At 63.6% G+C, this 23,778-nt stretch carries 16 protein-coding genes; 10 read left to right on the top strand and 6 right to left on the bottom strand.

The window, feature by feature from the left end:
• The first annotated feature begins 263 nt into the window (after window positions 1-263).
• A complete protein-coding gene (locus tag IDM28_RS09405) occupies window positions 264-1,124 on the top strand; it encodes a CAP domain-containing protein (RefSeq protein ID WP_188035782.1) in 861 nt (286 codons plus the stop codon).
• Between the two features lie 47 nt (window positions 1,125-1,171).
• Here the strand turns inward: IDM28_RS09405 and IDM28_RS09400 are convergent, their stop codons facing one another.
• Together IDM28_RS09400 and IDM28_RS09395 are read right to left on the bottom strand one after the other, a co-directional pair.
• Entirely contained in the window at window positions 1,172-2,371 is a 1,200-nt protein-coding gene (locus IDM28_RS09400) for an MFS transporter (protein WP_101318753.1), read from the bottom strand.
• Window positions 2,372-2,488: 117 nt separating this feature from the next.
• Entirely contained in the window at window positions 2,489-3,388 is a 900-nt protein-coding gene (locus IDM28_RS09395; RefSeq protein WP_188035781.1) for a LysR family transcriptional regulator, read from the bottom strand.
• 331 nt (window positions 3,389-3,719) lie between these two features.
• On the opposite strand from IDM28_RS09395, the gene IDM28_RS09390 reads away from it, so the two are divergent.
• Both IDM28_RS09390 and IDM28_RS09385 read left to right on the top strand, forming a co-directional pair.
• Window positions 3,720-6,137, top strand: a complete 2,418-nt coding sequence (locus IDM28_RS09390) for a glucose/quinate/shikimate family membrane-bound PQQ-dependent dehydrogenase (protein WP_101318749.1) — start codon at window positions 3,720-3,722, stop codon at window positions 6,135-6,137.
• 115 nt (window positions 6,138-6,252) lie between these two features.
• Window positions 6,253-7,533, top strand: coding sequence for a carbohydrate porin (locus tag IDM28_RS09385; RefSeq protein WP_150569485.1), 1,281 nt, complete (start codon window positions 6,253-6,255; stop codon window positions 7,531-7,533).
• A gap of 327 nt (window positions 7,534-7,860) precedes the next feature.
• Here IDM28_RS09385 and argE read toward each other — a convergent pair whose 3' ends face one another.
• Window positions 7,861-9,012 carry an acetylornithine deacetylase gene (gene argE / locus IDM28_RS09380; RefSeq protein ID WP_188035780.1) on the bottom strand — a complete coding sequence of 384 codons (1,152 nt, stop codon included), beginning with the start codon at window positions 9,010-9,012 and terminating at the stop codon, window positions 7,861-7,863.
• Window positions 9,005-9,679 (bottom strand): DUF1028 domain-containing protein, encoded by a 675-nt coding sequence (locus IDM28_RS09375; RefSeq protein WP_188035779.1) that lies wholly within the window; start codon window positions 9,677-9,679, stop codon window positions 9,005-9,007. Before IDM28_RS09375 ends, argE begins: the two co-directional genes overlap by 8 nt.
• Window positions 9,680-10,001: 322 nt before the next feature.
• Between IDM28_RS09375 and IDM28_RS09370 the strand changes: the two genes are divergently transcribed.
• Both IDM28_RS09370 and IDM28_RS09365 read left to right on the top strand, forming a co-directional pair.
• Window positions 10,002-11,315 carry a flavin-containing monooxygenase gene (locus IDM28_RS09370; RefSeq protein WP_188035778.1) on the top strand — a complete coding sequence of 438 codons (1,314 nt, stop codon included), beginning with the start codon at window positions 10,002-10,004 and terminating at the stop codon, window positions 11,313-11,315.
• Complete coding sequence (locus tag IDM28_RS09365) at window positions 11,315-11,725, top strand: RidA family protein (RefSeq protein WP_101318737.1); 411 nt, start codon at window positions 11,315-11,317, stop codon at window positions 11,723-11,725. The genes IDM28_RS09370 and IDM28_RS09365 overlap by 1 nt, the downstream gene beginning before the upstream one ends.
• Window positions 11,726-11,769: 44 nt before the next feature.
• On the opposite strand, the gene IDM28_RS09360 is transcribed toward IDM28_RS09365, so the two are convergent.
• Window positions 11,770-12,675 (bottom strand): LysR family transcriptional regulator, encoded by a 906-nt coding sequence (locus IDM28_RS09360; RefSeq protein ID WP_101318735.1) that lies wholly within the window; start codon window positions 12,673-12,675, stop codon window positions 11,770-11,772.
• A 282-nt stretch (window positions 12,676-12,957) separates the two neighbouring features.
• Between IDM28_RS09360 and mexE the strand changes: the two genes are divergently transcribed.
• From mexE to IDM28_RS09345, 3 genes are read left to right on the top strand one after another with little or no spacing between them, the layout of a single operon-like run.
• Complete coding sequence (gene mexE, locus IDM28_RS09355) at window positions 12,958-14,199, top strand: multidrug efflux RND transporter periplasmic adaptor subunit MexE (protein WP_101318733.1); 1,242 nt, start codon at window positions 12,958-12,960, stop codon at window positions 14,197-14,199.
• A 12-nt stretch (window positions 14,200-14,211) separates the two neighbouring features.
• The gene (locus IDM28_RS09350; RefSeq protein WP_101318731.1) at window positions 14,212-17,391 is read left to right on the top strand and encodes an efflux RND transporter permease subunit; all 3,180 of its coding nucleotides are present in this window, start codon (window positions 14,212-14,214) and stop codon (window positions 17,389-17,391) included.
• Window positions 17,388-18,803 (top strand): efflux transporter outer membrane subunit, encoded by a 1,416-nt coding sequence (locus IDM28_RS09345; RefSeq protein ID WP_188035777.1) that lies wholly within the window; start codon window positions 17,388-17,390, stop codon window positions 18,801-18,803. Before IDM28_RS09350 ends, IDM28_RS09345 begins: the two co-directional genes overlap by 4 nt.
• Before the next feature lie 278 nt (window positions 18,804-19,081).
• Here the strand turns inward: IDM28_RS09345 and IDM28_RS09340 are convergent, their stop codons facing one another.
• Window positions 19,082-21,058, bottom strand: a complete 1,977-nt coding sequence (locus tag IDM28_RS09340) for a BCCT family transporter (RefSeq protein ID WP_101318727.1) — start codon at window positions 21,056-21,058, stop codon at window positions 19,082-19,084.
• 230 nt (window positions 21,059-21,288) lie between these two features.
• Between IDM28_RS09340 and IDM28_RS09335 the strand changes: the two genes are divergently transcribed.
• A complete protein-coding gene (locus tag IDM28_RS09335; RefSeq protein WP_150572914.1) occupies window positions 21,289-22,992 on the top strand; it encodes an amidase in 1,704 nt (567 codons plus the stop codon).
• Between the two features lie 74 nt (window positions 22,993-23,066).
• Window positions 23,067-23,771, top strand: coding sequence for a transcriptional regulator (locus IDM28_RS09330; protein ID WP_101318723.1), 705 nt, complete (start codon window positions 23,067-23,069; stop codon window positions 23,769-23,771).
• The last annotated feature ends 7 nt before the right edge of the window (window positions 23,772-23,778 follow it).

The raw sequence follows: 23,778 nt of genomic DNA, 5'->3' as shown, positions 1-23,778 counted from the left end.
GACCTTATTGGCAGTGAATGGCGACGGGCAAACTGTTGCACTGCTGTTGGCCTGCGGACAGTAACGGCTAGCGCTCTGCTGAGAATGCAAATAATTCCCAGCAAGTACCGCACTTTTTTCAGCAAGAAAGGTCTACTCCCTCTTTTGCCGATAATGTTCGACAATCGGCCGTTCAATTGCACCGCACGACGCAGGGCCAAAAGCCAGATGCTTGTGTAGGATGAGCAGCGCCGAGTCTCGCGCTGCCAGATAGGGAGATACACATGCGCGTCCTGTCATCCGTTGCCTGTCTTACCGTGCTGACGCTGGGCCTGGGTGTGTCTTGTGGCGCCCAGGCGTTCACCAGCGAGGAAGGGCAACTGATCGCGTCGATCAACGCCTACCGCAGCCAGCCGCAGAGCTGCGCCGGCGAAGGTTCGCTGGAGCTGCCGCCGTTGAGCAGCGATACCCGCCTGGCGCTGTCGCCGGAAGGCACCCGCGACCTGCAGCAGGCAATGTCCCGCGCGGCTTACCCGATGGTCAACGTGCAGGCGATCAGCCTGTCCGGGCCGCGCGATGCGCCGGCGGCGATGAAGGCCATCGCCGAAAGCTTCTGCCAGGTGGTGCTCGACCCGCAGTTCGTCGATATAGGCGTCAGCCAGGAAGGCCGCGACTGGCGCATCGTGCTGGCTCGGCCGCTGCTCAGTGGTCGCCTCGGTGACTGGCAGGCAGAGGGCCAGAAGCTGCTGCAGGAGATCAATGCAGCGCGCCAGCTGCCACGCCAATGCGGTGGCCAGCCGTTCGCCGCCGCCGCGCCGCTCGGCTGGAACGCCACCTTGGCCGGCGTTGCTGCCGACCATACCCGGGCGATGGCCAATCAGAACTTCTTCGATCATATCGACCGTGATGGCCGCACTCCGGGTGACCGCGCCGAACTGGCCGGCTACTCCTACCGGCTGGTCGGCGAAAACATCGCGGCCGGGCTGGACACTCCGCGCAAGGTCATCGATGGCTGGCTGGCCAGCCCAGGCCATTGCGCAACCCTGATGAACCCGGATTTCAGCGAACTGGGCGCGGCCTACGCCGTGGACCCCAAGAGCGATGCCGGGATCTACTGGACCGGCTTGTTTGGTGCGCCGCAATGATCGCCTGAGCTGAGTCCGCTCGCTCTGAAGTCATTGAAGCGGCGCCTTCAACCGCGCCGGCTACGCAGCACGAATATGCCCAGCGCCAACAGTGGCAATGTGGCGCCCACCAGCGCTACGCCATGCCAGCCGAGCTGCTCATACAGTGGGCTGGCCAGCGCCGAGCCCGCTGCGCCGCCGACGAAGATGCTGGTCATGTACAGCGCATTCAATCGGCCGCGGCTGGCCGGGTCCAGCGCATACACTTCGCGCTGACCAATCACCATGTTCATCTGTACGGCGAAATCCAGCAGTACTCCGCTCAGCGCCAGGCCGATCACGGTGAACCCTGGGGCGCTCAGGCCCAGCAACAGCGCCAGCGGCGCCAGAACCAGCGCCAGCAGAGAGCCGCGGCGGGCATACCCGGCATCGGCCAGCCGCCCGGCCAATGGCGCAGCGATCGCGCCGACTGCTCCGACCAGGGCAAACAATGCGATCTGGCTCTGCGACAGGCCATGCTCCCCGCTCAATGCCATCGGCACCGCCGTCCAGTACAGGCTGAACGCGGCGAACATCAACGCCTGATACAGCGAGCGCTGACGCAGTACCGGGTAGCGGCGCAACAGCCCTGCCAAAGAGGCCATCAGTTGCGCATAGCTGGCTTTGTGCTCAGGCACCCGCCGCGGCAAGGTCAGCGCCAGCAACAGGATGATCGCCAGCATGATCCCGGCGGCGCCGACAAACACTGTGCGCCAGCCGAAGTGGTCAGCAACCACGCTCGCCAGTGGCCGTGCCAGCAGTATCCCCAGCAACAGGCCACCCATGATATTGCCGACCACGCGCCCGCGCTGTTGCTCAGGGGCAAGGTGCGCTGCCAGAGGAATGAGCATCTGCACCGACACCGAGCTGAAGCCGATCAACAAGGCATAGCCAAGAAACAAGCCACCCTGGCCATTGCTGCTGGTGCCCGCCAGGACGAGGCTGATGCAAGCCAGCACTGCGGTAGCAACCATCAGCCGGCGGTTTTCCACCAGGTCTGCCAGAGGCACCAGTAACAGCAGACCGAGCGCGTAGCCGAGCTGGGTCAGCGACACGATCAGGCTGGCGTGCTCGGCTGACAGGCCAAGGTCTGGCGCAATCAGGCCGACAATCGGCTGGGCGTAGTAGATATTGGCGACGATCGCGCCACAGCAAAACGCCAACAGGGTTACCAGGGCCCGACTCAGGCCTGCGGTGGAGGGCTGGCTGGCAGCGATGGATGGGCTCATGTGCAGGTGCCTCGGTGGATGATCAGGGAAGATGCTGTGCACGTTACCCAGCGGTGCAGGGCAAGAGAATCCAGCGGCTGCGCAAGGGGTCTTTGCGCGTAGCGCAACGCCCTGCCCTCACTCGCCCAGCAGTGCCTCGCAAAAGCCGACAAACGCCTGTACCCGGCGTGAGCCGCGGTGGTTGGGCAGGTACAGGGCATTGATCGCGTTGCTGGCGGAGCCGGGGCTGATCTGCCAATCAGGCAACAGCCGCAGCAAACGCCCGGCGGCGAAGTCTTCGCGCACCAGCCAGTCGGCCAGCAAGGCAATGCCGGCGCCACTCAGTGCAGCTTCGCGCAGCACATCGGCGTTACTGCTGCGCAGCGGCCCGCTGATATCCAGCTCCAGCGTCTGCTCGTCACGTGACAGGCGCCAGGGCCGTGCGGACTGCCCATAGCGAAAACGCAGGCAGGCGTGTTCATTGAGTCCTCGTGGATGCTCCAGCGGCGCGTGCCCGGCGAGGTACGCGGGGCTTGCCACCAGCCAGCGCTGAAAGCGTCCGAGCGGACGGCAGATCAGTTCGTCGTTGGGCGCGGCCTCGCCCAGGCGAATACTCACATCGTAGCGACCCTCGAGCAGGTCATCGAAGCGATCACTCAGGTCGATGTCCAGCTCAAGCCCCGGATGCGCGGCGAGAAAGCGCCCCAGATGCGGCGCTATCACCCGCCGGCCGAACTCGACGGGCAGGCACAAACGCAGCACCCCGACGGGCTCCTCGCCACGGTCGCCGACATTGGCATCGGCCTCGGCCAATGCCTCGCGCACCTCGCGGCAGCGCTGGTAATAACTGGCGCCCGCCTCGGTCAGGCTGACTTGCCGGGTGGAGCGGTTGAGCAAGGCGGCGCCCAGTTCAGCCTCCAGGGCATCGACCAGGCGCGTCACTGAAGAGGTGGCGACCCCAAGGTTACGCGCTGCAGCCGAAAAGCCGCGCGCGTCGACGGTTGCCATGAAGGCCTTGATTGCCAGCAGCTTGTCCATCGCAGTTGATGTCCGCCAAATCGGCCAACCTTGCTCCAAATGGAGCCTGGGTGCAATCACGGCCAGCCTTACCTGACCAGTCCGCCAGCTTGACCGCAGCGGGCAGACGCAAAAATCTACCTCGACAAAGCCAGATCAAGCTTTTTCGCGAAATTTTCACATTATTGATTTTGCCGTTTTTAAGCTGAAGTTGGCGACTTGATCTAAGCTTTTCGAGGCATCTTGGCAAGCTCAGCCCTGCGACAATAGGCCTCAAGGGCAAATGTACCAACTTGTTAATTAGCTTGCTAAGGGCTTAAACTCCGCGTATTCCACCTGCGAGATCCTTGGCATGAACGACTCACCGCGCGCCTCAGGCGCCTCGAAAATCATTCTGGTTGGCCTGGGCGTGATCATCGCCCTGCTCGGCCTGCTGCTGGCTGCCGGCGGCATCAAGCTGGCCGGTCTGGGCGGCTCCTGGTACTTCCTGATCGGCGGCCTGGCCATGGCCATCGCCGGTATCCTCATCGCCCGCCGCAAGGTCGCCGGCGCCTGGCTGTATGCCGCGTTCCTGCTCGGCACCGCGCTGTGGGCAGTGCTCGACACCGGCCTGGTGTTCTGGCCGCTGTTCTCGCGCCTGTTCATGTTTGCCGTGATCGGCACCGTAGTCGCGCTGGTGTACCCGCTGCTGGCCCGCGCCAACGGCACCGCCACTGGCCGCGGCGCCTACGCCGTCGCTGGCGTCATGGCGGTAGCAGTCGTGGTCGCGGCCGGCAACATGTTCGTCGCCCACCCAAGCGTTGCCCCAACTGGCAAAGGCCCGGGGTTGACCGCCGTCGAACCTGCGCAAGCGCAGAAAGACTGGGCTCACTACGGCAATACCGAAGGTGGCAGCCGCTTCGCCGCCCTCGACCAGATCAACCGTGGCAACGTCGACAAGCTGCAGGTCGCCTGGACCTACCACACCGGTGATGTCGCCCTCAGCGACGGCAACGGTGCCGAAGACCAGCTGACCCCATTGCAGGTCGGCAACAAGGTGTTCATCTGCACCCCGCACAACAACCTGATCGCACTCGACGCCGACACCGGCAAGGAGCTGTGGAAAAACACCATCAACGCCCAGTCGAAAGTCTGGCAGCGTTGCCGTGGCATGGCCTACTTCGACGCTAGCGCGCCGCTGGCCCAGCCCTCCCAGCCGAACAGCTCGCCGGTCGTTGCAGCCACGGTTGCCCCTGGCGCCAACTGCCAGCGCCGCCTGCTGACCAACACCATCGACGGTCGCTTGATTGCAGTCGACGCGGATACCGGCGAGTTCTGCCAAGGCTTTGGCAACAACGGCCAGGTCAACCTGATGGCGGGCCTGGGTGATGTCCCGGATTCGTACTATCAGCTGTCCTCGGCACCGCTGATGGCCGGCACCACCGTGGTGGTTGGCGGGCGTGTTGCCGACAACGTCCAGACCGACATGCCAGGTGGCGTGATCCGTGGTTTTGACGTGATCACCGGGCAAATGCGCTGGGCCTTCGACCCAGGCAACCCTGAAGACCGTAACGCCCCGACTGACGGCAGCACCTACGTGCGCAGCACGCCGAACAGCTGGGCGCCGATGTCCTACGACCCGGCAATGAACACCGTGTTCCTGCCGATGGGTTCGTCTTCCACCGACATCTATGGTGTAGAACGCAGCAAGCTCGACCACACCTACGGCGCATCGGTACTGGCGCTGGACGCTACCACCGGTAACGAGAAGTGGGTCTACCAGACCGTCCACAACGACCTGTGGGACTTCGACCTGCCGATGCAGCCGAGCCTGATCGACTTCACCAAGGACGACGGCCAGACCGTCCCTGCGGTGGTGATCGGCACCAAGGCCGGGCAGATCTACGTGCTCGACCGTGCCACTGGCAAACCGCTGACCCAGGTCGACGAAGTGCCGGTCAAGCCAGGCAACATCCCCAACGAACCGTACTCGCCGACCCAACCGAAGTCAGTCGGCATGCCGCAGATCGGCGCGCAGACCCTGACCGAATCGGACATGTGGGGCGCAACCCCGTATGACCAATTGCTGTGCCGCATCGACTTCAAGAAGATGCGCTACGACGGCCTCTATACCGCGCCAGGCACCGACCTGTCGCTGAGCTTCCCGGGCTCGCTGGGCGGCATGAACTGGGGCAGCATCTCCACCGATCCGGTGCATGGCTTCATCTTCGTCAACGACATGCGCCTGGGGCTGTGGGTCCAGATGATCCCGTCGCAGAACCAGGGCAAAGCCGCCGGTGGTGGCGAAGCGCTGAACACCGGCATGGGCGCGGTACCGCTGAAAGGCACGCCGTACGCGGTGAACAAGAACCGCTTCCTGTCGATTGCCGGCATCCCTTGCCAGGCGCCACCATTCGGCACCCTGACCGCGATCGACATGAAGACCCGCCAGGTCGCCTGGCAAGTGCCGGTCGGCACCGTTGAAGACACCGGCCCGCTCGGCATCCGCATGCACCTGCCGATCAAGGTTGGCCTGCCGACGCTGGGTGGCACCTTGTCGACCCAAGGCGGCCTGGTGTTCATCGCCGGCACCCAGGACTTCTACCTGCGCGCTTTCAACAGCGGCAACGGTGAGGAGGTCTGGAAAGCCCGCCTGCCCGTCGGCAGCCAGGGTGGCCCGATGACCTACGTCTCGCCCAAGACCGGCAAGCAATACGTGGTCGTCACCGCTGGCGGTGCCCGCCAGTCGACCGACCGTGGCGATTATGTAATGGCCTACGCCTTGCCATAACGCGCGTCACTTCCGTGCGGCATGAGGCCGCTCCTGCATACCCTTTGCAGGAGCGGCCTCATGCTTTCAGCGGCGCTATTTATCACCACCTCGCGATTCCCAGGAAAGCTGCGCAATGTCCTCCGTGTTCCGTTTTACCCCTACCCGCATCACCGCCAGCCTGCTGCTGGTACTGGCCAGCAACGGCGCCATGGCCGAAGCCGATCTGCTCCAGCGCAGCACCCTCAGTGGTGACTGGGGCGGTTTGCGCCATCAACTTGAAGACGATGGCGTCAAGTTCAGTGCCGACTACAGCGGCGAGACCGCCTACAACGCTGATGGCGGCCTGCACCGCTCGGCGCGCTATTCGCAGAACATCAAGCTGGGCGTGCAGTTCGACTTGTCCCGCTTGTATGGGGTGGATAACGCCGGCAAGGTCCAACTGAGCATTAACGACCGCCGCGGCCACAGCGCCTCGGAGGAACTGGTAGGCAACCGCCTGCCGATCCAGGAAAACTTCGGCGGCCTGTACACACGCCTGACTGAGCTCAGCTACGAACGCAACTTCACTCCCGCGCTGAACATCAAGCTCGGCTACATGGCCATGGGCAACGACCTCGGCGGCCTCGACAGCGGCATCCTGTGCAACTTCATGAACGCCGGTTTCTGCGGCCATCCGCTGAACATGTCCGGCGGCAGTGGCTGGACCAACTACCCCAATGCGCGGCTCGGTGCGCGGGTCAAATATGACCTTTCGCCAGCCTGGCAAGTGCGCGTGGCGGCGTTCAACGTTGATCCCGAAAGCAACGGCAATTCCAGCCGTGCCTGGAAGCTGGGCCCCAAGCACACCACAGGCACGGTGGTGCCGGTGGAGCTGGTGTACAAACTGCGAGGCGAACTGCCGGGTGAGTACAAGCTGGGTTACTACTACGACAGCTCCAACGTCAAACGCATTGGCAGTGATGACGAAGTGGCTGGCCGAGGTGGGCACTACCTGTTGATTGATCAGGCGGTATGGAATGACCCCGCCCTGGCCGGCCGTAGCCTGCATGCGTTTGGTCAATACTCGGCGTCGAGCAAGGCGGCATCGCCGTTTACCAAGTGGTATGGCACGGGCGTGGTGCTGTACCAGCCGTTTGCAGGCCGCCCGCGGGACACCTTGTCGTTGGGCTATGGCCGAGCAGTGCCGAATCCACGTAGTCGGGATGTGCTGGAGGATGCCGCTGCTGGCAGTGATCGCGAGTTCCCGAATATCGACAGTGCTGAGCAGTTGATCGAGCTGAGCTATGGATATCAGGCCACGCCCTGGCTGAATCTGCGGCCGGACGTGCAGTACATCATCGAGCCTGGAGCGTTTTCCGGGACTGATATCGATAATGCGCTGGTGGTGGGATTGCAGGTCAAGGCCAGCTTCTGATCTTGTTTGGGTGGCGGATGATCAGGTCCTTTCGCCCTAACGGCCATCCCTTTCAACGTTTTCGGAGATTAATCTCGATTTGAGTCTTGATCTTGCTCTTGATCCACCGGCGACTCAGGAGCAAGACTGGAACGAGGCAACCCTGCAGCGAAGCGAAGGGGGCCGGATGTGGAGCCAAGCCCTTTTTCGGTTAGTTTTTTGGGGCGTTTGCTAAAAAAGTGACTCCCCTTAAATGCGAAAAGGGCCTATAAATCAAATGGATAAGCTCACTACCATATTGAGCCTCCCGAGATAGCAGCCCCGCTAGGCAGCCCAGTCCGCCGCCCATCAACCCCGCAAATAGTCCACCAACCGCAACAACATCGCATCACATCCCAGCAACTGCGCCACACTGACAAACTCATCCGGCCGATGCCCCTGCTCCATGCTCCCTGGCCCACATACCACCGTCGCTATCCCCGCCTGATCAAACAACCCTCCCTCAGTCCCAAACGCCACCGTGCCAAACTCACTCGACCCACTGAGCAACGCCACCAACCGCGCAGCCTCGCTATCAGCCGCCGTAGCCAACCCAGGATACGCACTCAAAGGCCACAGTCGAATATCACTCGCGGCACTCACCGCCCGCATCAGCGGCAGCAACTCGGCCTCGGCGTAGGCCTGCAACTGATCCGCCACAGTCTCTGCAGCAAACCCCGGCAACGCCCGCACTTCAAAGTCGAACTCACATTCCTCAGGCACGATATTCAATGCCCGGCCACCTTTGATGACCCCCGTCTGCACCGTCGAAAACGGCGGATCGAAACGCGCATCCTGATCCTCGGCCAACGCCTGCCCAATCTCGCCCAACTTGCCGATCATCCGCGCCGCATACTCGATGGCATTCACCCCGTAAGGTGCATAGGCCGAATGACAGGCCGCGCCATGCACCTGGCAACGCATCGCCAGCTTGCCCTTATGGCCAAGCACCGGTTTCAGCTCGGTCGGCTCACCAATCAGGCACAAACGCGGTTTGTGCGGCCGCTGGGCCAAGGCGTCGAGCATCGACCGCACGCCCAGGCAGCCGACTTCCTCGTCATAGGAAAATGCCAGATGCACCGGCGTGTGCAGCGGCTGCGCGAGAAACGCCGGGACCGCCGCCAGTACCGAGGCGATAAACCCCTTCATGTCCGCCGTGCCGCGACCATACAAGCGGCCATCGCGTTCGGTCATGACAAACGGGTCGACGCTCCACGCCTGGCCATCGACCGGCACCACGTCGGTATGCCCCGACAGCACCACACCGCCGCGATCGGTCGGGCCGATGCTGGCGAACAGATTGGCCTTGGTGCCCTCGGCGTTGAAAAACAGCTCACTCGCTACCCCCAGCTCAGCCAGGTAATCACGAATGAAGCCGATCAGTTGCAGGTTCGAATCACGGCTGACCGTGGCAAAGCCGATCAGCCGCCCCAACAGCTGCTGGCTGCTCAGCTCATTCATCGCCCGCCACTCCGTAACTCGGTGCACGGGTCGGATCGAGTGCGCGGGTCACGTAGTCGTTCATCTGCGGCCGGTAGGCTTGCCAGAGACCATCGAGCTGGCCAATCGGGTCGTGCTCGGCCCAGTCCACACGCAGATCAACCAGCGGCCAGGTCAGCTCACCGGCAATCTTCAACGCCGCCGAATGGATCGGCCCGGCCTCGCCACCTGCCGCGACAGCCGCGTGCATGGCGGCCAGCAAGCGATCCGCCAGGTGCCCACCGGCCTGCTCGAAGGCGTCGACCATGGCCTGGATCACCTGCTGCGAAGCGAGCAGATTGCCCGCCGCCGCGCACTGCTCACCGGCCACGGCATTGTGTACGCCCAAGGCCTGCTTGCCAGAGAACAGCGCGACCTGGCCATGACTGTCGATCACCGTGACCTGGCGGTATTCACTCCAGCCGTTGGCCGTCAACACCTGGTCCAGTGCAGCGGGTGGTAGCTGGCCTCGCTCCAGCGCATCAAGAATCTGCGGGCCAAGGGCAGGCAGGGTGATGTTCTGGCTGGCAACTGCACCGACCCCAGCGCGCACCCATGGGCAGCGGGCGCCTACCGCGATGCTGGAAGAACTGATGGCGATACCAAGCTGGCCGGTTTCGGCGCAGCGGCCAATGATGGAAAAGGTCATGGTGCAGCTCCTGTATCAGGCGAAAACCAGGCGGAAGACAACTGCCCGCCACTCAATACCGAGCATTCTGGACAGCCCGCCCAGCCCACGAAACGACCTTTTTTGTTGCCCCTGCACAGGAAAAAACTCACGGCCAACAAAATCACCCTGACAGCACTGCCAAACCGCGCTGCAGCCCTTGCTGCACCTGGCCTTCGCCAATTTATCGGCAAGCCCCAGCTAAATAGTATTTTCGCCGCTATTGAGCAGTCCCTAGTCTGGCCCCAGGCAAAGGCGGTCTCCCACCGACCTGATCAAATCGCCTTCCAAGAAGGGCTCGAACATGACATTGAACAACATCGAAATCGACACGCTGATCGTCGGCGCCGGCCAGGCCGGGGTCGCCATGAGCGAACACCTGAGCAAACTCGGCGTGCCGCATCTGGTGCTGGAGCGCAACCGCATTGCCGAGGCCTGGCGCAGCGGCCGCTGGGACTCGCTGGTAGCCAACGGCCCGGTCTGGCACGACCGTTTCCCCGGCCTGGAATTCGACCTGGACGCCGACGCTTTCGCCGGCAAGGAGCAGGTGGCCGATTACTTCGAGCGCTATGTACGTAAATTCAATCTGCCGGTACGCACTGGCGTTGAAGTGAAGAAGGTCGTGCGCAATGCCGACTGCCCAGGCTTTGTCATCGAGACCAACCAGGGCACCATCCACGCCAACCGCGTAGTGGCTGCCACCGGCCCGTTCCAGCGCCCGGTCATCCCCGCCATTGCCCCGCAGGACCCACGCCTGCAGCAGATCCACTCTGCCGCCTACTTCAACCCTGAGCAGCTCCCTGAAGGTGCGGTACTGGTAGTAGGCGCGGGCTCTTCCGGCGTACAGATCGCCGAAGAGCTGATGCGTGCCGGGCGCAAGGTGTACCTCTCGGTCGGCGCCCACGACCGCCCGCCGCGCGCCTACCGCAACCGCGACTTCTGCTGGTGGCTGGGGGTACTGGGCGAATGGGATGCAGAAAACGCCAAACCTGGCCGTGAGCACGTGACCATCGCCGTCAGCGGCGCCCGTGGCGGCCACACGGTGGACTTCCGCGCCCTCGCCCACCAAGGCATGACCCTGGTCGGCCTGACCGATTCATTCGACAACGGTGTCGCCACATTCCAGAACAACCTGGCCGACAACATTCGCCGCGGCGACGAAAACTACCTGGCCCTGCTCGACGCCGCCGATGCTTACATCGAGCGCAACGGCCTGGACCTGCCGGAAGAACCCGAAGCCCGCAAGCGCCTGCCCGACCCGGCCTGCATCAGCGAACCGGTCCTGCAACTGGACCTGATCGCGGCCGGCGTCACCAGCGTCATCTGGGCCACCGGCTACGGCGTCGACTTCAGCTGGCTGCAAGTCAATGCATTCGACAGCAACGACAAGCCAGTACATCAACGCGGCGTGTCGCAGGAGCCTGGGGTGTACTTCCTCGGCCTGCCGTGGCTGTCGCGGCGCGGCTCGTCGTTTATCTGGGGGGTGTGGCACGACGCCAAGCACGTCGCCGGCCATATCGCCACGCAACGCACTTACCTGGCCTACCGCGACCGTCATCAGCGCGACGCCGATGCCGCCGCCCAACCTCACAACGTCAGCACCCTCGGAGCCCACTGATGCCTACTCATACCCGCGTACGGATGTTCAACACCAAGGTCACCTACCCTAACCAGTCGCTCGACAATGACCTGTGCCAGGCGGTGCGCGCCGGCAACACCGTGTATGTGCGCGGCCAGGTCGGTACCGACTTCGAAGGCCGCCTGGTCGGGCTGGGCGACCCGCGTGCCCAGGCCGAGCAGGCCATGAAGAACGTCAAGCAGCTGCTTGAAGAAGCCGGCTCGGACATGTCGCACATCGTCAAGACCACCACCTACATCACCGATCCGCGCTTCCGCGAGCCGGTGTATCAGGAGGTCGGCAAATGGCTCAAGGGCGTGTTCCCGATTTCCACCGGGCTGGTGGTCGCCGGGTTGGCGCAGGCTGAGTGGCTGATGGAGATCGATGTGATTGCGGTGGTGCCGGACTGAGCGGCGTAGCTGAAGTTGCTGGGGCCGCGTTGCGGCCCCACACCCTAAAGGCTGGCCAACTGCTCACGGCAAAACTCGACAAACAACTGCGCCGGCTTGGTCAACTGCACCCGTTTCAAGTGCGCTGCGGCCAACCCGGACAGCTCGACTGGCTCGGCAATGTCGACCGTGACCAGCCGCTGGCCATCGTAGGTGCACTCGGAATGCGGCCGAGTCACCAGCAGCGAAAAACCAAACCCCTGCCCGACCATCCCCCGCACCATCTCGATCGACGGCGAGCTGAATACGATATTCGGCGTCAGCCCCAACTCATTGAACAGGCTAACGAAGTAGGTCCTGCTCGGCGCGACGTCGAGCAGGATCATCGGTTCTGGGCACAAATCGCGTAACGACACCTGCGCCTGACCCGCAAAGCGGTGCTTCTCCGGCAACAACACGTATGGTTTCTGGGGTGCCATCAACGGCTCGGCCTCGATGGTGCCATCCAGGTCATGGTCGTAGAGAAACGCCAGGTCAAAGGTGCCAGCAGTCAGCCCCTGGATCAGCTCCTGCTGTTCACCGTCGCGCAGGCGAATGTCGACCCCCGGATAACGCTCGCGAAACCCAGCGATCAAACGCGGCAGATACAGCGGTGCCACCGTTTCAAAACAACCGATGTCGATCTGCCCAGCCACCGTGTCGTTGTCGGCCAGTGCGTTCTGCTCGAACTCGTGGGCCATCTGCAGCAGCGACTTGGTCTTGGCGTAGAAACGCTTGCCGCTGGGCGTCAGCGACACGCCCTGGGCGTGATGGCGGATAAACAGCTGCACGCCAAAACTCTCTTCCAGGTTCTTGATCGCGGTAGAGATCGACGGCTGGGCGATATACAACTGGCGCGAAGCCTCGGCAACGCTGCCGGCCTCCACCGTGGTGACGAAATACTTCAACTGACGCAAGGTATAGGAAGCCACAGGCACCTCTGGGGCGCCGTCGGCGGCGCGCTCTGATTTATCCCTGCTACCTTACCTCAGCCCCTTGCTGCAGCGCCGCTGGCCGGGCAAGCATTTGCCTAAGGCCAGACGTTATTTTGCCTATCCGCGCCTCAGCGCCGCATGCTGGCCATGCGCAGTATCGATGGCGGCAGTGGGTTTATCATTCTGGATGATAATAACCTTCGGCGCATTCGATTCGTTCCCCACCCGCGCGCCGCGCAGAATCCGCCCCACTATCCATATACATTGGCGGATTTCTCCATGGAACAATCACTCAAACCCTTGCGTTATCCCCTCGCTGCCCTGGCAGTGCTGGTGATCAGCGCCTGCGGCCGTACCCCAGACGCCGTGCAGGCTCCGACCGCGCCGAAGGTCACCGTGGCCAAGGTGATCGAGCAACCGATCAACGAGTGGGACGAGTTCACCGGGCGCCTCGAAGCGCCAGAAACCGTCGAAGTCCGCCCACGGGTATCGGGCCAGATCGATCAGGTGGCCTTCACCGAAGGCGCCCAGGTGAAAAAGGGCGACCTGTTGTTCCAGATCGACCCGCGCCCGTTCCAGGCCGAAGTCCGCCGCCTCGAAGCACAACTGCAACAAGCCCGCGCCAGCGCCCAGCGCAGCGAAAACGAAGCCCGCCGCGGCGAGCGTCTGCGTGACAGCAACGCCATCTCCGCCGAGCTGGCCGAGTCGCGCAGCAGCGCCGCCGCCGAAGCCCGCGCCGGGGTTGCCGCGATCCAGGCACAACTGGACCTCGCCCGCCTCAACCTGAGCTTTACCCGGGTCACCGCGCCGATCAGCGGCCGGGTCAGCCGCGCCGAGTTCACCGCCGGCAACATCGTCAGCGCCGATGTCACCCCGCTGACCTCGGTGGTGTCCACCGACAAGGTTTATGCCTATTTCGACGCCGACGAGCGCGTGTACCTCAAGTACACCCAGCTGGCGCGTGAAGGCCAACGTGGCCAGAGCACTCCGGTGTACCTGGGCCTGACCAATGAAACCGGCAACCCGCACCTGGGCCAGATGAACTTCGTCGACAACCAGGTCAATCCGCGCACCGGCACCATCCGCGGCCGCGCCGTGTTCGACAACACTGACGGCCAGTTCACCCCGGGCCTGTACGCCCGCCTGAAGCTGGTCGGCAGCGCCAAGTACGACGCAGTGCTGATCAACGACGAAGCGGTCGGCACCGACCTTGGCAAGAAGTTCGTGCTGGTCATGGACCAGGACAACAAGGCTGCCTACCGCGCCGTTGAGCTGGGCCCCAAGCTTGAAGGCCTGCGCATCGTCCGCAGCGGCTTGAACAAGGACGAGCGCATCGTCGTCAAGGGCCTGCAGCGGGTGCGCCCAGGCTCCCAGGTGACTCCAGAAGAGAGCGCCATGGCCAGTGAGCAGACCCTGACTAACCTCGCCCAGCAGCGTCAGGCGCTGGAAGCCAGCAACCCGGCGCCGCGCGTGGCCGGCCCCAGTGTGAAAGTCGCCAGTGCCCAGGCACCGCGCGGTTAAGGGACGACACCGATGAACTTCTCCAAATTCTTTATTACCCGGCCGATCTTCGCCGCCGTGCTGTCGCTGATCCTGCTGATCGCGGGCTCGATTGCGCTGTTCCAACTGCCGATCAGCGAATACCCCGAAGTGGTCCCGCCTACGGTTGTGGTACGCGCCAACTTCCCCGGGGCCAACCCCAAGGTCATCGGCGACACCGTTGCCGCGCCACTGGAACAGGCCATTACCGGTGTCGAGAACATGCTCTACATGTCCTCGCAGTCGACCGCCGACGGCAAGCTGACCCTGACCATCACCTTCGCCCTGGGCACTGACCTGGACAACGCCCAGGTACAGGTGCAGAACCGCGTCACCCGGACCCAGCCCAAGCTGCCCGAAGAAGTCACGCGCATTGGTATCACTGTCGACAAGGCTTCGCCCGACCTGACCATGGTCGTGCACTTGACCTCGCCGGATCAGCGCTACGACATGCTCTACCTGTCCAACTACGCCATCCTCAACATCAAGGATGAGCTGGCCCGCCTGGGCGGCGTCGGTGACGTGCAGCTGTTCGGCATGGGCGACTACTCGCTGCGGGTCTGGCTCGATCCGAACAAGACTGCCTCGCGCAACCTGACCGCCACCGATGTGGTCACGGCGATTCGCGAGCAGAACCGTCAGGTCGCTGCCGGCCAGCTCGGTGCGCCACCTGCGCCAGGTTCGACCAGCTTCCAGCTGTCGGTCAACACCCAGGGCCGCCTGGTCAGTGAGGAAGAGTTCGAGAACATCATCGTCCGCGCCGGTGCCGATGGTGAAATCACCCGCCTCAAGGACATTGCCCGGGTCGAACTCGGCTCCAGCCAATACGCCCTGCGCTCGCTGCTGAACAACCAGCCAGCGGTGGCGATCCCGATCTTCCAGCGCCCTGGCTCCAACGCCATCGAAATCTCCGACGAAGTCCGGGCGAAGATGACCGAGCTGAAAAAGGACTTCCCCGAAGGGATGGACTTCAGCATCGTCTATGACCCGACCGTGTTCGTCCGTGGCTCGATCGAAGCCGTCGTGCACACGCTGTTCGAAGCTTTGATTCTGGTCGTGCTGGTGGTGATTCTGTTCCTGCAGACCTGGCGCGCCTCGATCATTCCGCTGCTGGCCGTGCCGGTCTCGCTGATCGGCACCTTTGCCGTGATGCATCTGTTCGGCTTCTCGCTCAACGCCCTGTCGCTGTTCGGCCTGGTGCTGGCGATCGGCATCGTGGTCGACGACGCCATCGTGGTGGTGGAAAACGTCGAACGTAATATCGGCCTGGGCCTGAAACCACTCGAAGCCACGCAAAAGGCCATGAGTGAAGTGACCGGGCCGATCATCGCTACGGCGCTGGTGCTGTGCGCGGTGTTTATCCCGGCAGCGTTCATCTCCGGGCTGACCGGGCAGTTCTACAAGCAGTTCGCCCTGACCATCGCTATTTCGACAGTGATCTCGGCCTTCAACTCGCTGACCCTGTCGCCAGCACTGGCGGCGGTATTGCTGCAAGAACACGGCGCGCCCAAGGACCGCTTCTCGCGTGCCCTGGACCGAATTTTCGGGCGCTGGTTGTTCAACCCGTTCAACCGCTTCTTCGAGCGTGCCAGCCTGCGTTACGTGGCCGGCGTGGGCCGGGTCATCCGCTCCAGCGGCATCGCCCTGTTCGTCTATGCCGGGCTGATGGCGCTGACCTACCTGGGCTTTGCCTCGACCCCGACCGGCTTCGTCCCGGCGCAGGACAAACAGTATCTGGTCGCCTTCGCCCAACTGCCCGACGCGGCCAGCCTCGACCGCACCGAAGCCGTCATCAAGCGCATGAGCGAGATTGCCCTGAAGCAGCCCGGTGTGGCCGACTCGGTAGCCTTCCCAGGCCTGTCGATCAACGGCTTCACCAACAGCCCCAACAGCGGCATTGTCTTCACTCCGCTCAAGCCGTTTGAAGAGCGTACCGACCCGAGCCAGTCGGCGGCGGCCATCGCGGCTGCGTTGAACGCGCAGTTTGCTGATATTCAGGATGCCTACATCGCGATCTTCCCACCGCCGCCGGTACAGGGCCTGGGCACCATTGGCGGCTTCCGCCTGCAGATCGAAGACCGCGGCAACCTCGGCTACGAAGCGCTGTACGAAGAAACCCAGAACATCATTGCCAAGAGCCACAACGTACCCGAGCTGGCAGGGCTGTTCACCAGCTATCAGGTCAACGTGCCGCAGGTCGATGCCGATATCGACCGGGAAAAGGCCAAGACCCACGGCGTGGCGATCAACGATATCTTCGACACCCTGCAGGTCTACCTGGGCTCGCTGTACACCAACGACTTCAACCGCTTTGGCCGCACCTATCAGGTCAACGTTCAGGCTGAACAGCAGTTCCGCCTCGACGCCGAGCAGATCGGTCAGCTGAAAGTGCGTAACAATCTGGGCGAGATGATCCCGCTGGCGACCTTCCTCAAGGTCAGCGACACCTCGGGGCCAGACCGGGTGATGCACTACAACGGCTACATCACCGCAGAAATCAACGGTGGCGCCGCCCCAGGCTACAGCTCCGGCCAGGCCGAGGCGGCTATGGAAAGACTGCTCAAGGCCGAGTTGCCCAACGGCATGACTTACGAGTGGACCGACCTCACCTACCAGCAGATCCTGTCTGGCAACACCGCGCTGCTGGTGTTCCCGCTCTGCGTACTGCTGGCGTTCCTGGTGCTGGCGGCGCAGTACGAAAGCTGGAGCCTGCCGCTGGCGGTGATCCTGATCGTACCGATGACGCTGCTGTCGGCGATTACCGGGGTGATCATGTCGGGCGGTGACAACAACATCTTCACCCAGATCGGCCTGATCGTGCTGGTGGGCCTGGCGTGCAAGAACGCCATCCTCATCGTCGAGTTCGCCAAGGACAAGCAAGCCGAAGGGCTCAATCCCCTGGCCGCAGTATTGGAAGCCTGCCGCCTGCGTCTGCGGCCGATCCTGATGACTTCGATTGCCTTCATCATGGGCGTGGTGCCGCTGGTGTTCTCGTCCGGCGCCGGTGCCGAGATGCGCCATGCGATGGGTGTGGCAGTGTTCTCGGGGATGATCGGGGTGACCGTGTTCGGCCTGTTCCTGACCCCGGTGTTCTTCGTCCTGATCCGCCGTTATGTCGAGCGTCGCGAAGCCCGCAAGGCCGCGCAAGCCAAGCCGCTGGAGAACCACGCATGAACCTCCTCAAACCACTGACCCCGAGCCTGTTGGCGCTGGCCCTGGCGGCCTGCGCGGTGGGCCCGGACTACCAGACGCCGAACACCGAGCCGGCGCAGTTGGGCAACCAGTTGCAGGTCAAGGCCTTCGACCGTAGCCGCTTCGAAAGCGTGTGGTGGCAGCAGTTCGACGACCCGACCCTGAACCAGCTGGTGCTGGCTTCGCTGCAAGGCAACCGCGACCTGCGCGTGGCCTTCGCCCGGCTCAAGGCGGCGCGCTCGATCCGGGAGGATGTCGACAACGACAACCTGCCGGTGGTGAGCAGCCGTGCCAGCAGTGAGCTGGGCAAAGGCCAGATCCCGGGCCAGACCGAGCGCCGGGTCAACAGCGAACGCTATGACCTGGGCCTGGACATGGCCTGGGAGCTGGACCTGTTCGGCCGCATTCAGCGCCAACTGGAAGCCAGCGAAGCGCAAGAGGCCGCCGCCGCGGCCGACCTGCAGCAGTTGCAGGTGAGCATGATCGCCGAGCTGGTCGATGCCTATGGCCAGCTGCGTGGCGCGCAGTTGCGCGAAAAAATCGCCCTTGCCAACCTCAAGACCCAGCAGGACTCGCGCAGCATTACCGAGACCCTGCGCGATGCCGGCGTCGGCAACGAGCTCGACGTGGTTCGCGCCGATGCCCGCCTGGCGGCAGTCGAGGCCACCGTGCCGCAACTGCAGGCACAGCAGGTGCGCGCACAAAACCGCATCGCCACTCTGCTCGGCCAGCGCCCGGATCAGCTCAGCGTTGATCTGTCGCCTAAACAGCTGCCGGCAATCGCCAAAGCACTGCCGATCGGCGACCCTGCTGAACTGCTGCGTCGGCGCCCGGATGTTCGCAGCGCCGAGCGCCAGTTGGCAGCGGCGACCGCCAACGTTGGGGTAGCGACCGCCGACCTGTTCCCGCGGGTAAGCCTGAGTGGCTTCCTTGGCTTCACCGCCGCGCGTGGCTCGCAGATCGGCTCGTCCGCAGCCAATGCCTGGGGGCTTGGCCCAAGTATCACCTGGGCAGCGTTCGACCTGGGCAGCGTACGTGCGCGCATCCGTGGCGCCAAGGCTGACGCCGAAGGCGCACTGGCTACCTACGAACAGCAGGTGCTGCTGGCGCTGGAAGAGTCATCCAATGCATTCAGTGATTACGGCAAGACCCAACAGCGTTTGCAGGCCTTGATGCGCCAGAGCGATGCCAGCCGCAAGGCCGCCGACCTGGCTTCGATCCGCTATCGCGAAGGCACCGTGGATTATCTGGTACTGCTGGATGCCGAGCGCGAGCGGCTCAGCGCGGAAGATGCCCAGGCCCAGGGCGAAGTCGAGTTGTATCGCGGCATCGTCGCGATCTACAAGGCTTTGGGTGGCGGCTGGCAGCCTGAAGCGGTGGCTAGTTTGCGATGACGCTGGGGGGCGCTATGCACCCCTTTCCGACCGGTCCGGCGCCCCGGCAAGGCCGCTCCTACAGGGACCGCGCATCAACGGCTTACGCGGTCACTGTAGGAGCGGCCTTGTGTCGCGAAAGGCCAGCGCAGCTGGCCCCGACGTACTCAAGCTAAGCGCAAGTATCTGAAAAGCGGATGGCCTAGCAACAGCTCCTTTGGTTGGCTCCTCCCCCAACCGTTTGCCCCGCAGGCCTGGCCCGCGGGGCTTTTTTTGCCCGGTATAGAGCAGGACCTGCCTCAACCAACCAGATGCAGATAATGCATATGCCGCTCAAAGTGATCGAGAATGTCGCCGATCACCTCATCCTTGGACCAGCCCATCACGTCATGGTCCTGGCCGCCTTCACGCAGGTGCACCTCGGCGCGGAAGTACTTGCGCTCCTCGCCCGGCGGCGCATCGCTGGCGGTGACAAAGCTTGGCGTGGCATACGCCTGCGGCCTGATCTCGTAGACGAAGGTGCCCTCGCTCGGGCCGACCTTGAGCATCACACTGCCCTCGCTGCCTTGCTCGACGCTGCAGTCATAACCCTGCCTGCGCCACTCATCAGCCACCGCCTCACATGCTGGCAAGCCAACGTCGGCGATAAACCGCGCGACGTGGGCACGCCGCGGGAACATCGCCAGGGTGCGCAGGCGCCGTTGCCAGTTACCGGCAGCACGCGAGGCTGTTGGCGAAATCGCCAGTGCCTGATAGCGCAGATCACGTTTGGTAGCGTCCAGCTTGAGCGCCTTGAGCAGCCCGCGGGTACTGAACAGCAGCGCCAGGGTGAACGGCAATGCACTGGCGATGGTTGCCGTCTGCAACGCCTTGAGGCCGTCGGCCAGCAACAGCGCAATCGCCACCAGGCCCATGCTCGCCGCCCAGAACACGCGCTGGCGCAACGGGGTGTTCTCCTGCCCACCAGACGCCAGCATGTCCACTACCATCGCCCCGGTATCCGCCGAGGTGACGAAGAACACCACCACCATGATCACCGCCAGGGTGCTGATCACGCTGGCGAACGGGAAGTGCTCAAGGAAGGCAAACAGTGCCAGCGAGGTGTCCTTGTCGACCGCCATGGCCAGGTCAGTCAGGCCCTCGTCGAGGATCATGTGGATTGCGGTATTGCCGAACACGGTCATCCACAGCAGGGTAAACGCGGTCGGTACCAGCAGCACGCCGGTGACGAACTCACGAATGGTCCGGCCACGGGAAATCCGCGCAATGAACAGGCCGACAAAGGGCGACCAGGCCAGCCACCAGCCCCAGTAGAACAAGGTCCAGCCGCCGATCCAGTCGGTTGGCTGGTAGGCATACAGGTTGAGTGTGCGGCTGACGATCTCGCTCAAGTAACCGCCCGTGTTTTGCACGAAGGTCTGCAGGATCAACACGGTCGGCCCCAGCAGCATGACCATCAGCAACAGCAGCACCGCCAAACCCAGGTTCAGTTCGGACAGGCGGCGGATGCCTTTGTCCAGGCCAGACATCACCGACAAGGTGGCGAGGAAGGTGGTGCCGATGATCAAGGCGATCTGCACCCCGGTCGACACCGGCACACCGAACAGCGCATTGAGCCCGGTATTGATCTGCGCCACGCCAAAGCCCAGCGAAGTGGCAACGCCGAACACCGTACCGATGATGGCGAAGATGTCCACGGCATGCCCCAGCGGGCCGTAAATGCGTTCACCGATCAGCGGGTACAGCGCCGAGCGCAAGGTCAACGGCAAGCCCTGGCGATAGCTGAAATAGGCCAGGATCAGCGCGACGATGGCATAGATTGCCCAGGCGTGCAGGCCCCAATGGAAGAAGGTGATGCGCATCGCCTCCCCCGCCGCCTGGACCGTGCCGCCGTCACCAATGGGCGGCTTGAGAAAGTGCATGACCGGCTCGGCAACGCCGAAGAACATCAGGCCGATGCCCATGCCGGCCGAGAACAGCATGGCAAACCAGGTGGTGCTGCTGTAGTCGGGGGTGCTGTGGTCAGGCCCGAGTTTGATGTCGCCATAGCGGCTGATGCCGAGGAACACCACGGTGCCGAGGATGATTGCTACGGCCAGGATGTAGAACCAGCTGACGTTGCCGATGATCCAGCCCTGGATGTGCGCAAACAGGCTTTGCGCATGGGCCTGGAACACGCTCGCGTAGAGCACGATCAGCAACAGCAGAACAGAAGAAATCCAGAACACAGGGGGATTGATGGTAGCTTTTGGTGTTTTGTCAGGCGGTGTCGACATCAGACAGTTGGCTCCAGCGTGGCGCATCGTGCGCACTTTTTTCAGGTCAAGCGTAGACCGTGCATGTTTCGTCCGACAATGTCTGTCGGAAAACGATCAATGCTCAGGGCAAATAGGGCCAATAAATGCCGCCCTGCAACAATGCTTTTCCCCGCTGCAAGCCTGCTTCCCCCCAATCCTTCTTGTACACTCGCGCCACTAGCCCCCACCTGTATACGTTTGGTGACAGCATGATCGAGGTAACCGAGGTTTCCATTGCCGAGCTGCGCGCCGCGCTCGAAGCTGGCCGCACCACAGCGGTCGAACTGGTCAAGGCCTACCTGGCACGCATCGATGCCTATGACACGGCCGACAGCGCCAGCGCGCTGAATGCGGTCGTGGTGCGCAACCCAGAGGCGATCGCCGAAGCCCAGGCGTCCGATGCTCGCCGTGCTCGTGGTGAAAGCCGCGGCCCGCTGGAAGGCATCCCCTACACCGCCAAGGACAGCTACCTGGTCAAAGGCATGACCGCCGCCTCCGGCAGCCCGGCATTTGCCAAGCTGGTGGCGCAACGGGACGCCTTCACCATCGAGCGACTGCGCGCCGCCGGTGCGGTCTGCCTGGGCAAGACCAACATGCCGCCGATGGCCAACGGTGGCATGCAGCGCGGTGTGTATGGCCGCGCCGAGAGCCCGTATAACGCCGCCTACCTGACCGCACCGTTTGCCTCCGGCTCGTCCAACGGTGCCGGCACCGCCACCGCCGCGAGCTTCTGCGCATTTGGCCTGGCTGAAGAAACCTGGTCCAGTGGCCGCGGCCCGGCCTCGAACAACGGCCTGTGCGCCTACACGCCATCGCGCGGGGTGATCTCGGTGCGCGGCAACTGGCCGCTGACACCTACCATGGATGTGGTGGTGCCGTTTGCGCGGACCATGCACGACCTGCTGGAAATCCTCGACGTGGTGGTGGCCGACGATGCCGACACCCGTGGCGATCTGTGGCGCCTGCAGCCGTGGGTGCCAATTCCCAAGGCATCGGCGGTACGCCCGGCGTCCTATCTTGATCTAGCGCAGGATGCCAACTCGCTGCAGGGCAAGCGCTTCGGCGTGCCACGCATGTACATCAATGCCGACGAACTCGCCGGCACCTCGGAAAAACCCGGCATCGGTGGCCCGACCGGCCAGCGTATCCACACTCGCCCAAGCGTCATCGCGCTGTGGCAGCAGGCGCGCCAGGCGCTGGAAGCCGCCGGCGCCGAAGTGATCGAGGTGGACTTCCCGCTGGTGTCCAACTGCGAAGGCGATCGCCCGGGTGCGCCGACCGTCTACAACCGTGGCATCGTCAGCAAGGAGTTTCTCCACGACGAGCTGTGGGAGTTGTCCGGCTGGGCCTTTGACGACTTCCTGCGCGCCAACAACGACCCCAAGCTCAACTGCCTGGCCGATGTCGACGGGCCGCAGATCTTCCCGCACGACCCGGGCACCCTGCCTAACCGTGAAGACGACCTCGCGGCCGGCATGGACGAATACGTCAACATGGCCAAGCGCGGCCTCAAGAGCTGGGATCAGATCGCCACCGTTGCCGATGGCCTGCGCGGCCTGGAGCAGACGCGCAAGCTCGACCTGGAAGACTGGATGGACCAGCTTGGCTTGCACGCCGTGCTGTTCCCGACGGTGGCCGATGTCGGCCCCGCCGATGCCGACGTCAATCCAGCCTCGGCCGACATTGCCTGGAGCAACGGCGTCTGGGTTGCCAACGGTAACCTCGCGATCCGCCACCTGGGCGTGCCGACCGTAACCGTGCCAATGGGTGTGATGGCCGATATCGGTATGCCGGTCGGGCTGACCTTTGCCGGCCGTGCCTACGATGACTCGGCCCTGCTGAGCTTCGCCTGCGCCTTCGAGTCGACCGGCTCGCGCCGCATCGTGCCGCCGCGCACTCCGGCACTGGGCTGAACCACGCGCTGCCGATTGACGCCCTCGCGATAATTCAACAGAATGTTAAAAATTGACATTTTGTTGAATTATCCATGCCCGCTGCACACATTCTTCGTGAACGCCAGATCGTCCTCTCCACGCTGAAAGCCGCCATCGCGGCAATCGGCAGCGTTGCCGGGCGCAATATGGAAATCCTCCTGCACGACCTCGACCAGCCAGAGCAATCGGTGGTCGCCATCGCCAATGGCCAGCTGTCCGGGCGCGTGGTCGGCAGCCCGATCCTTGCCGCGCCGGAGCAGGACCAGGGCTTCAAGGCCCTGATGCAGGCGGCCAACCAGCCTGGCTGCGAGCCGGTGATCCTGCCCGACTACCCCACCGTGATCAAAGGCCGCACCCTGCGCAGCGCCACGGCGATCCTGCGCGACAGCGAAGGGCAGCCGTTCGCCAGCCTGTGCATCAACGTCGACAACAGTGGGCTGGATGCCGCCCTCGCCTTTCTCACCCAGCTGCAGCCACTGACTGCCGCGCCACCTGCAGTGGCGGTGGTTGAGGACGCGGCCGACATGGCGCTGCTGATGACCCAGATCATCGACAGCGCCCTGGCTTCATCTGGTCAGGGCCGGCTCACCAAGCAGGCCAAGGTCGAGGCCGTGCGCCTGATGCAGGAGCGCGGCCTGTTCATCGTCAAGGGTGGGGTCGAGAAGGCCGCAGCCGCGCTCGGCGTGACCCGCTACACCGTTTACAACTATCTGGAGCAGCTGCGTGGCGAGCCCACTGCAGCGCCCCGCCAGCCATAATCCAGCG

Origin of the sequence: Pseudomonas sp. EZ-C24, from assembly GCF_014525325.1 — a bacterium.
Lineage (GTDB): Bacteria > Pseudomonadota > Gammaproteobacteria > Pseudomonadales > Pseudomonadaceae > Aquipseudomonas > Aquipseudomonas shirazensis.
Note: the sequence above shows the minus strand (reverse complement) of the source record. Positions and strands in the feature narration are given on the sequence as shown.

What these genes read in the sequence shown, in the direction of transcription:
- IDM28_RS09395 (WP_188035781.1), bottom strand. Translation starts at nt 3,388, where the DNA reads ATGGACAAGCTGCTGGCAATCAAGGCCTTCATGGCAACCGTCGACGCG.
- IDM28_RS09350 (WP_101318731.1), top strand. Translation starts at nt 14,212, where the DNA reads ATGAACTTCTCCAAATTCTTTATTACCCGGCCGATCTTCGCCGCCGTG.
- IDM28_RS09335 (WP_150572914.1), top strand. Translation starts at nt 21,289, where the DNA reads ATGATCGAGGTAACCGAGGTTTCCATTGCCGAGCTGCGCGCCGCGCTC.
- IDM28_RS09400 (WP_101318753.1), bottom strand. Translation starts at nt 2,371, where the DNA reads ATGAGCCCATCCATCGCTGCCAGCCAGCCCTCCACCGCAGGCCTGAGT.
- IDM28_RS09370 (WP_188035778.1), top strand. Translation starts at nt 10,002, where the DNA reads ATGACATTGAACAACATCGAAATCGACACGCTGATCGTCGGCGCCGGC.
- IDM28_RS09365 (WP_101318737.1), top strand. Translation starts at nt 11,315, where the DNA reads ATGCCTACTCATACCCGCGTACGGATGTTCAACACCAAGGTCACCTAC.
- IDM28_RS09390 (WP_101318749.1), top strand. Translation starts at nt 3,720, where the DNA reads ATGAACGACTCACCGCGCGCCTCAGGCGCCTCGAAAATCATTCTGGTT.
- IDM28_RS09375 (WP_188035779.1), bottom strand. Translation starts at nt 9,679, where the DNA reads ATGACCTTTTCCATCATTGGCCGCTGCGCCGAAACCGGCCAGCTTGGT.
- IDM28_RS09340 (WP_101318727.1), bottom strand. Translation starts at nt 21,058, where the DNA reads ATGTCGACACCGCCTGACAAAACACCAAAAGCTACCATCAATCCCCCT.
- IDM28_RS09405 (WP_188035782.1), top strand. Translation starts at nt 264, where the DNA reads ATGCGCGTCCTGTCATCCGTTGCCTGTCTTACCGTGCTGACGCTGGGC.
- IDM28_RS09345 (WP_188035777.1), top strand. Translation starts at nt 17,388, where the DNA reads ATGAACCTCCTCAAACCACTGACCCCGAGCCTGTTGGCGCTGGCCCTG.
- argE (WP_188035780.1), bottom strand. Translation starts at nt 9,012, where the DNA reads ATGAATGAGCTGAGCAGCCAGCAGCTGTTGGGGCGGCTGATCGGCTTT.
- IDM28_RS09385 (WP_150569485.1), top strand. Translation starts at nt 6,253, where the DNA reads ATGTCCTCCGTGTTCCGTTTTACCCCTACCCGCATCACCGCCAGCCTG.
- mexE (WP_101318733.1), top strand. Translation starts at nt 12,958, where the DNA reads ATGGAACAATCACTCAAACCCTTGCGTTATCCCCTCGCTGCCCTGGCA.
- IDM28_RS09330 (WP_101318723.1), top strand. Translation starts at nt 23,067, where the DNA reads ATGCCCGCTGCACACATTCTTCGTGAACGCCAGATCGTCCTCTCCACG.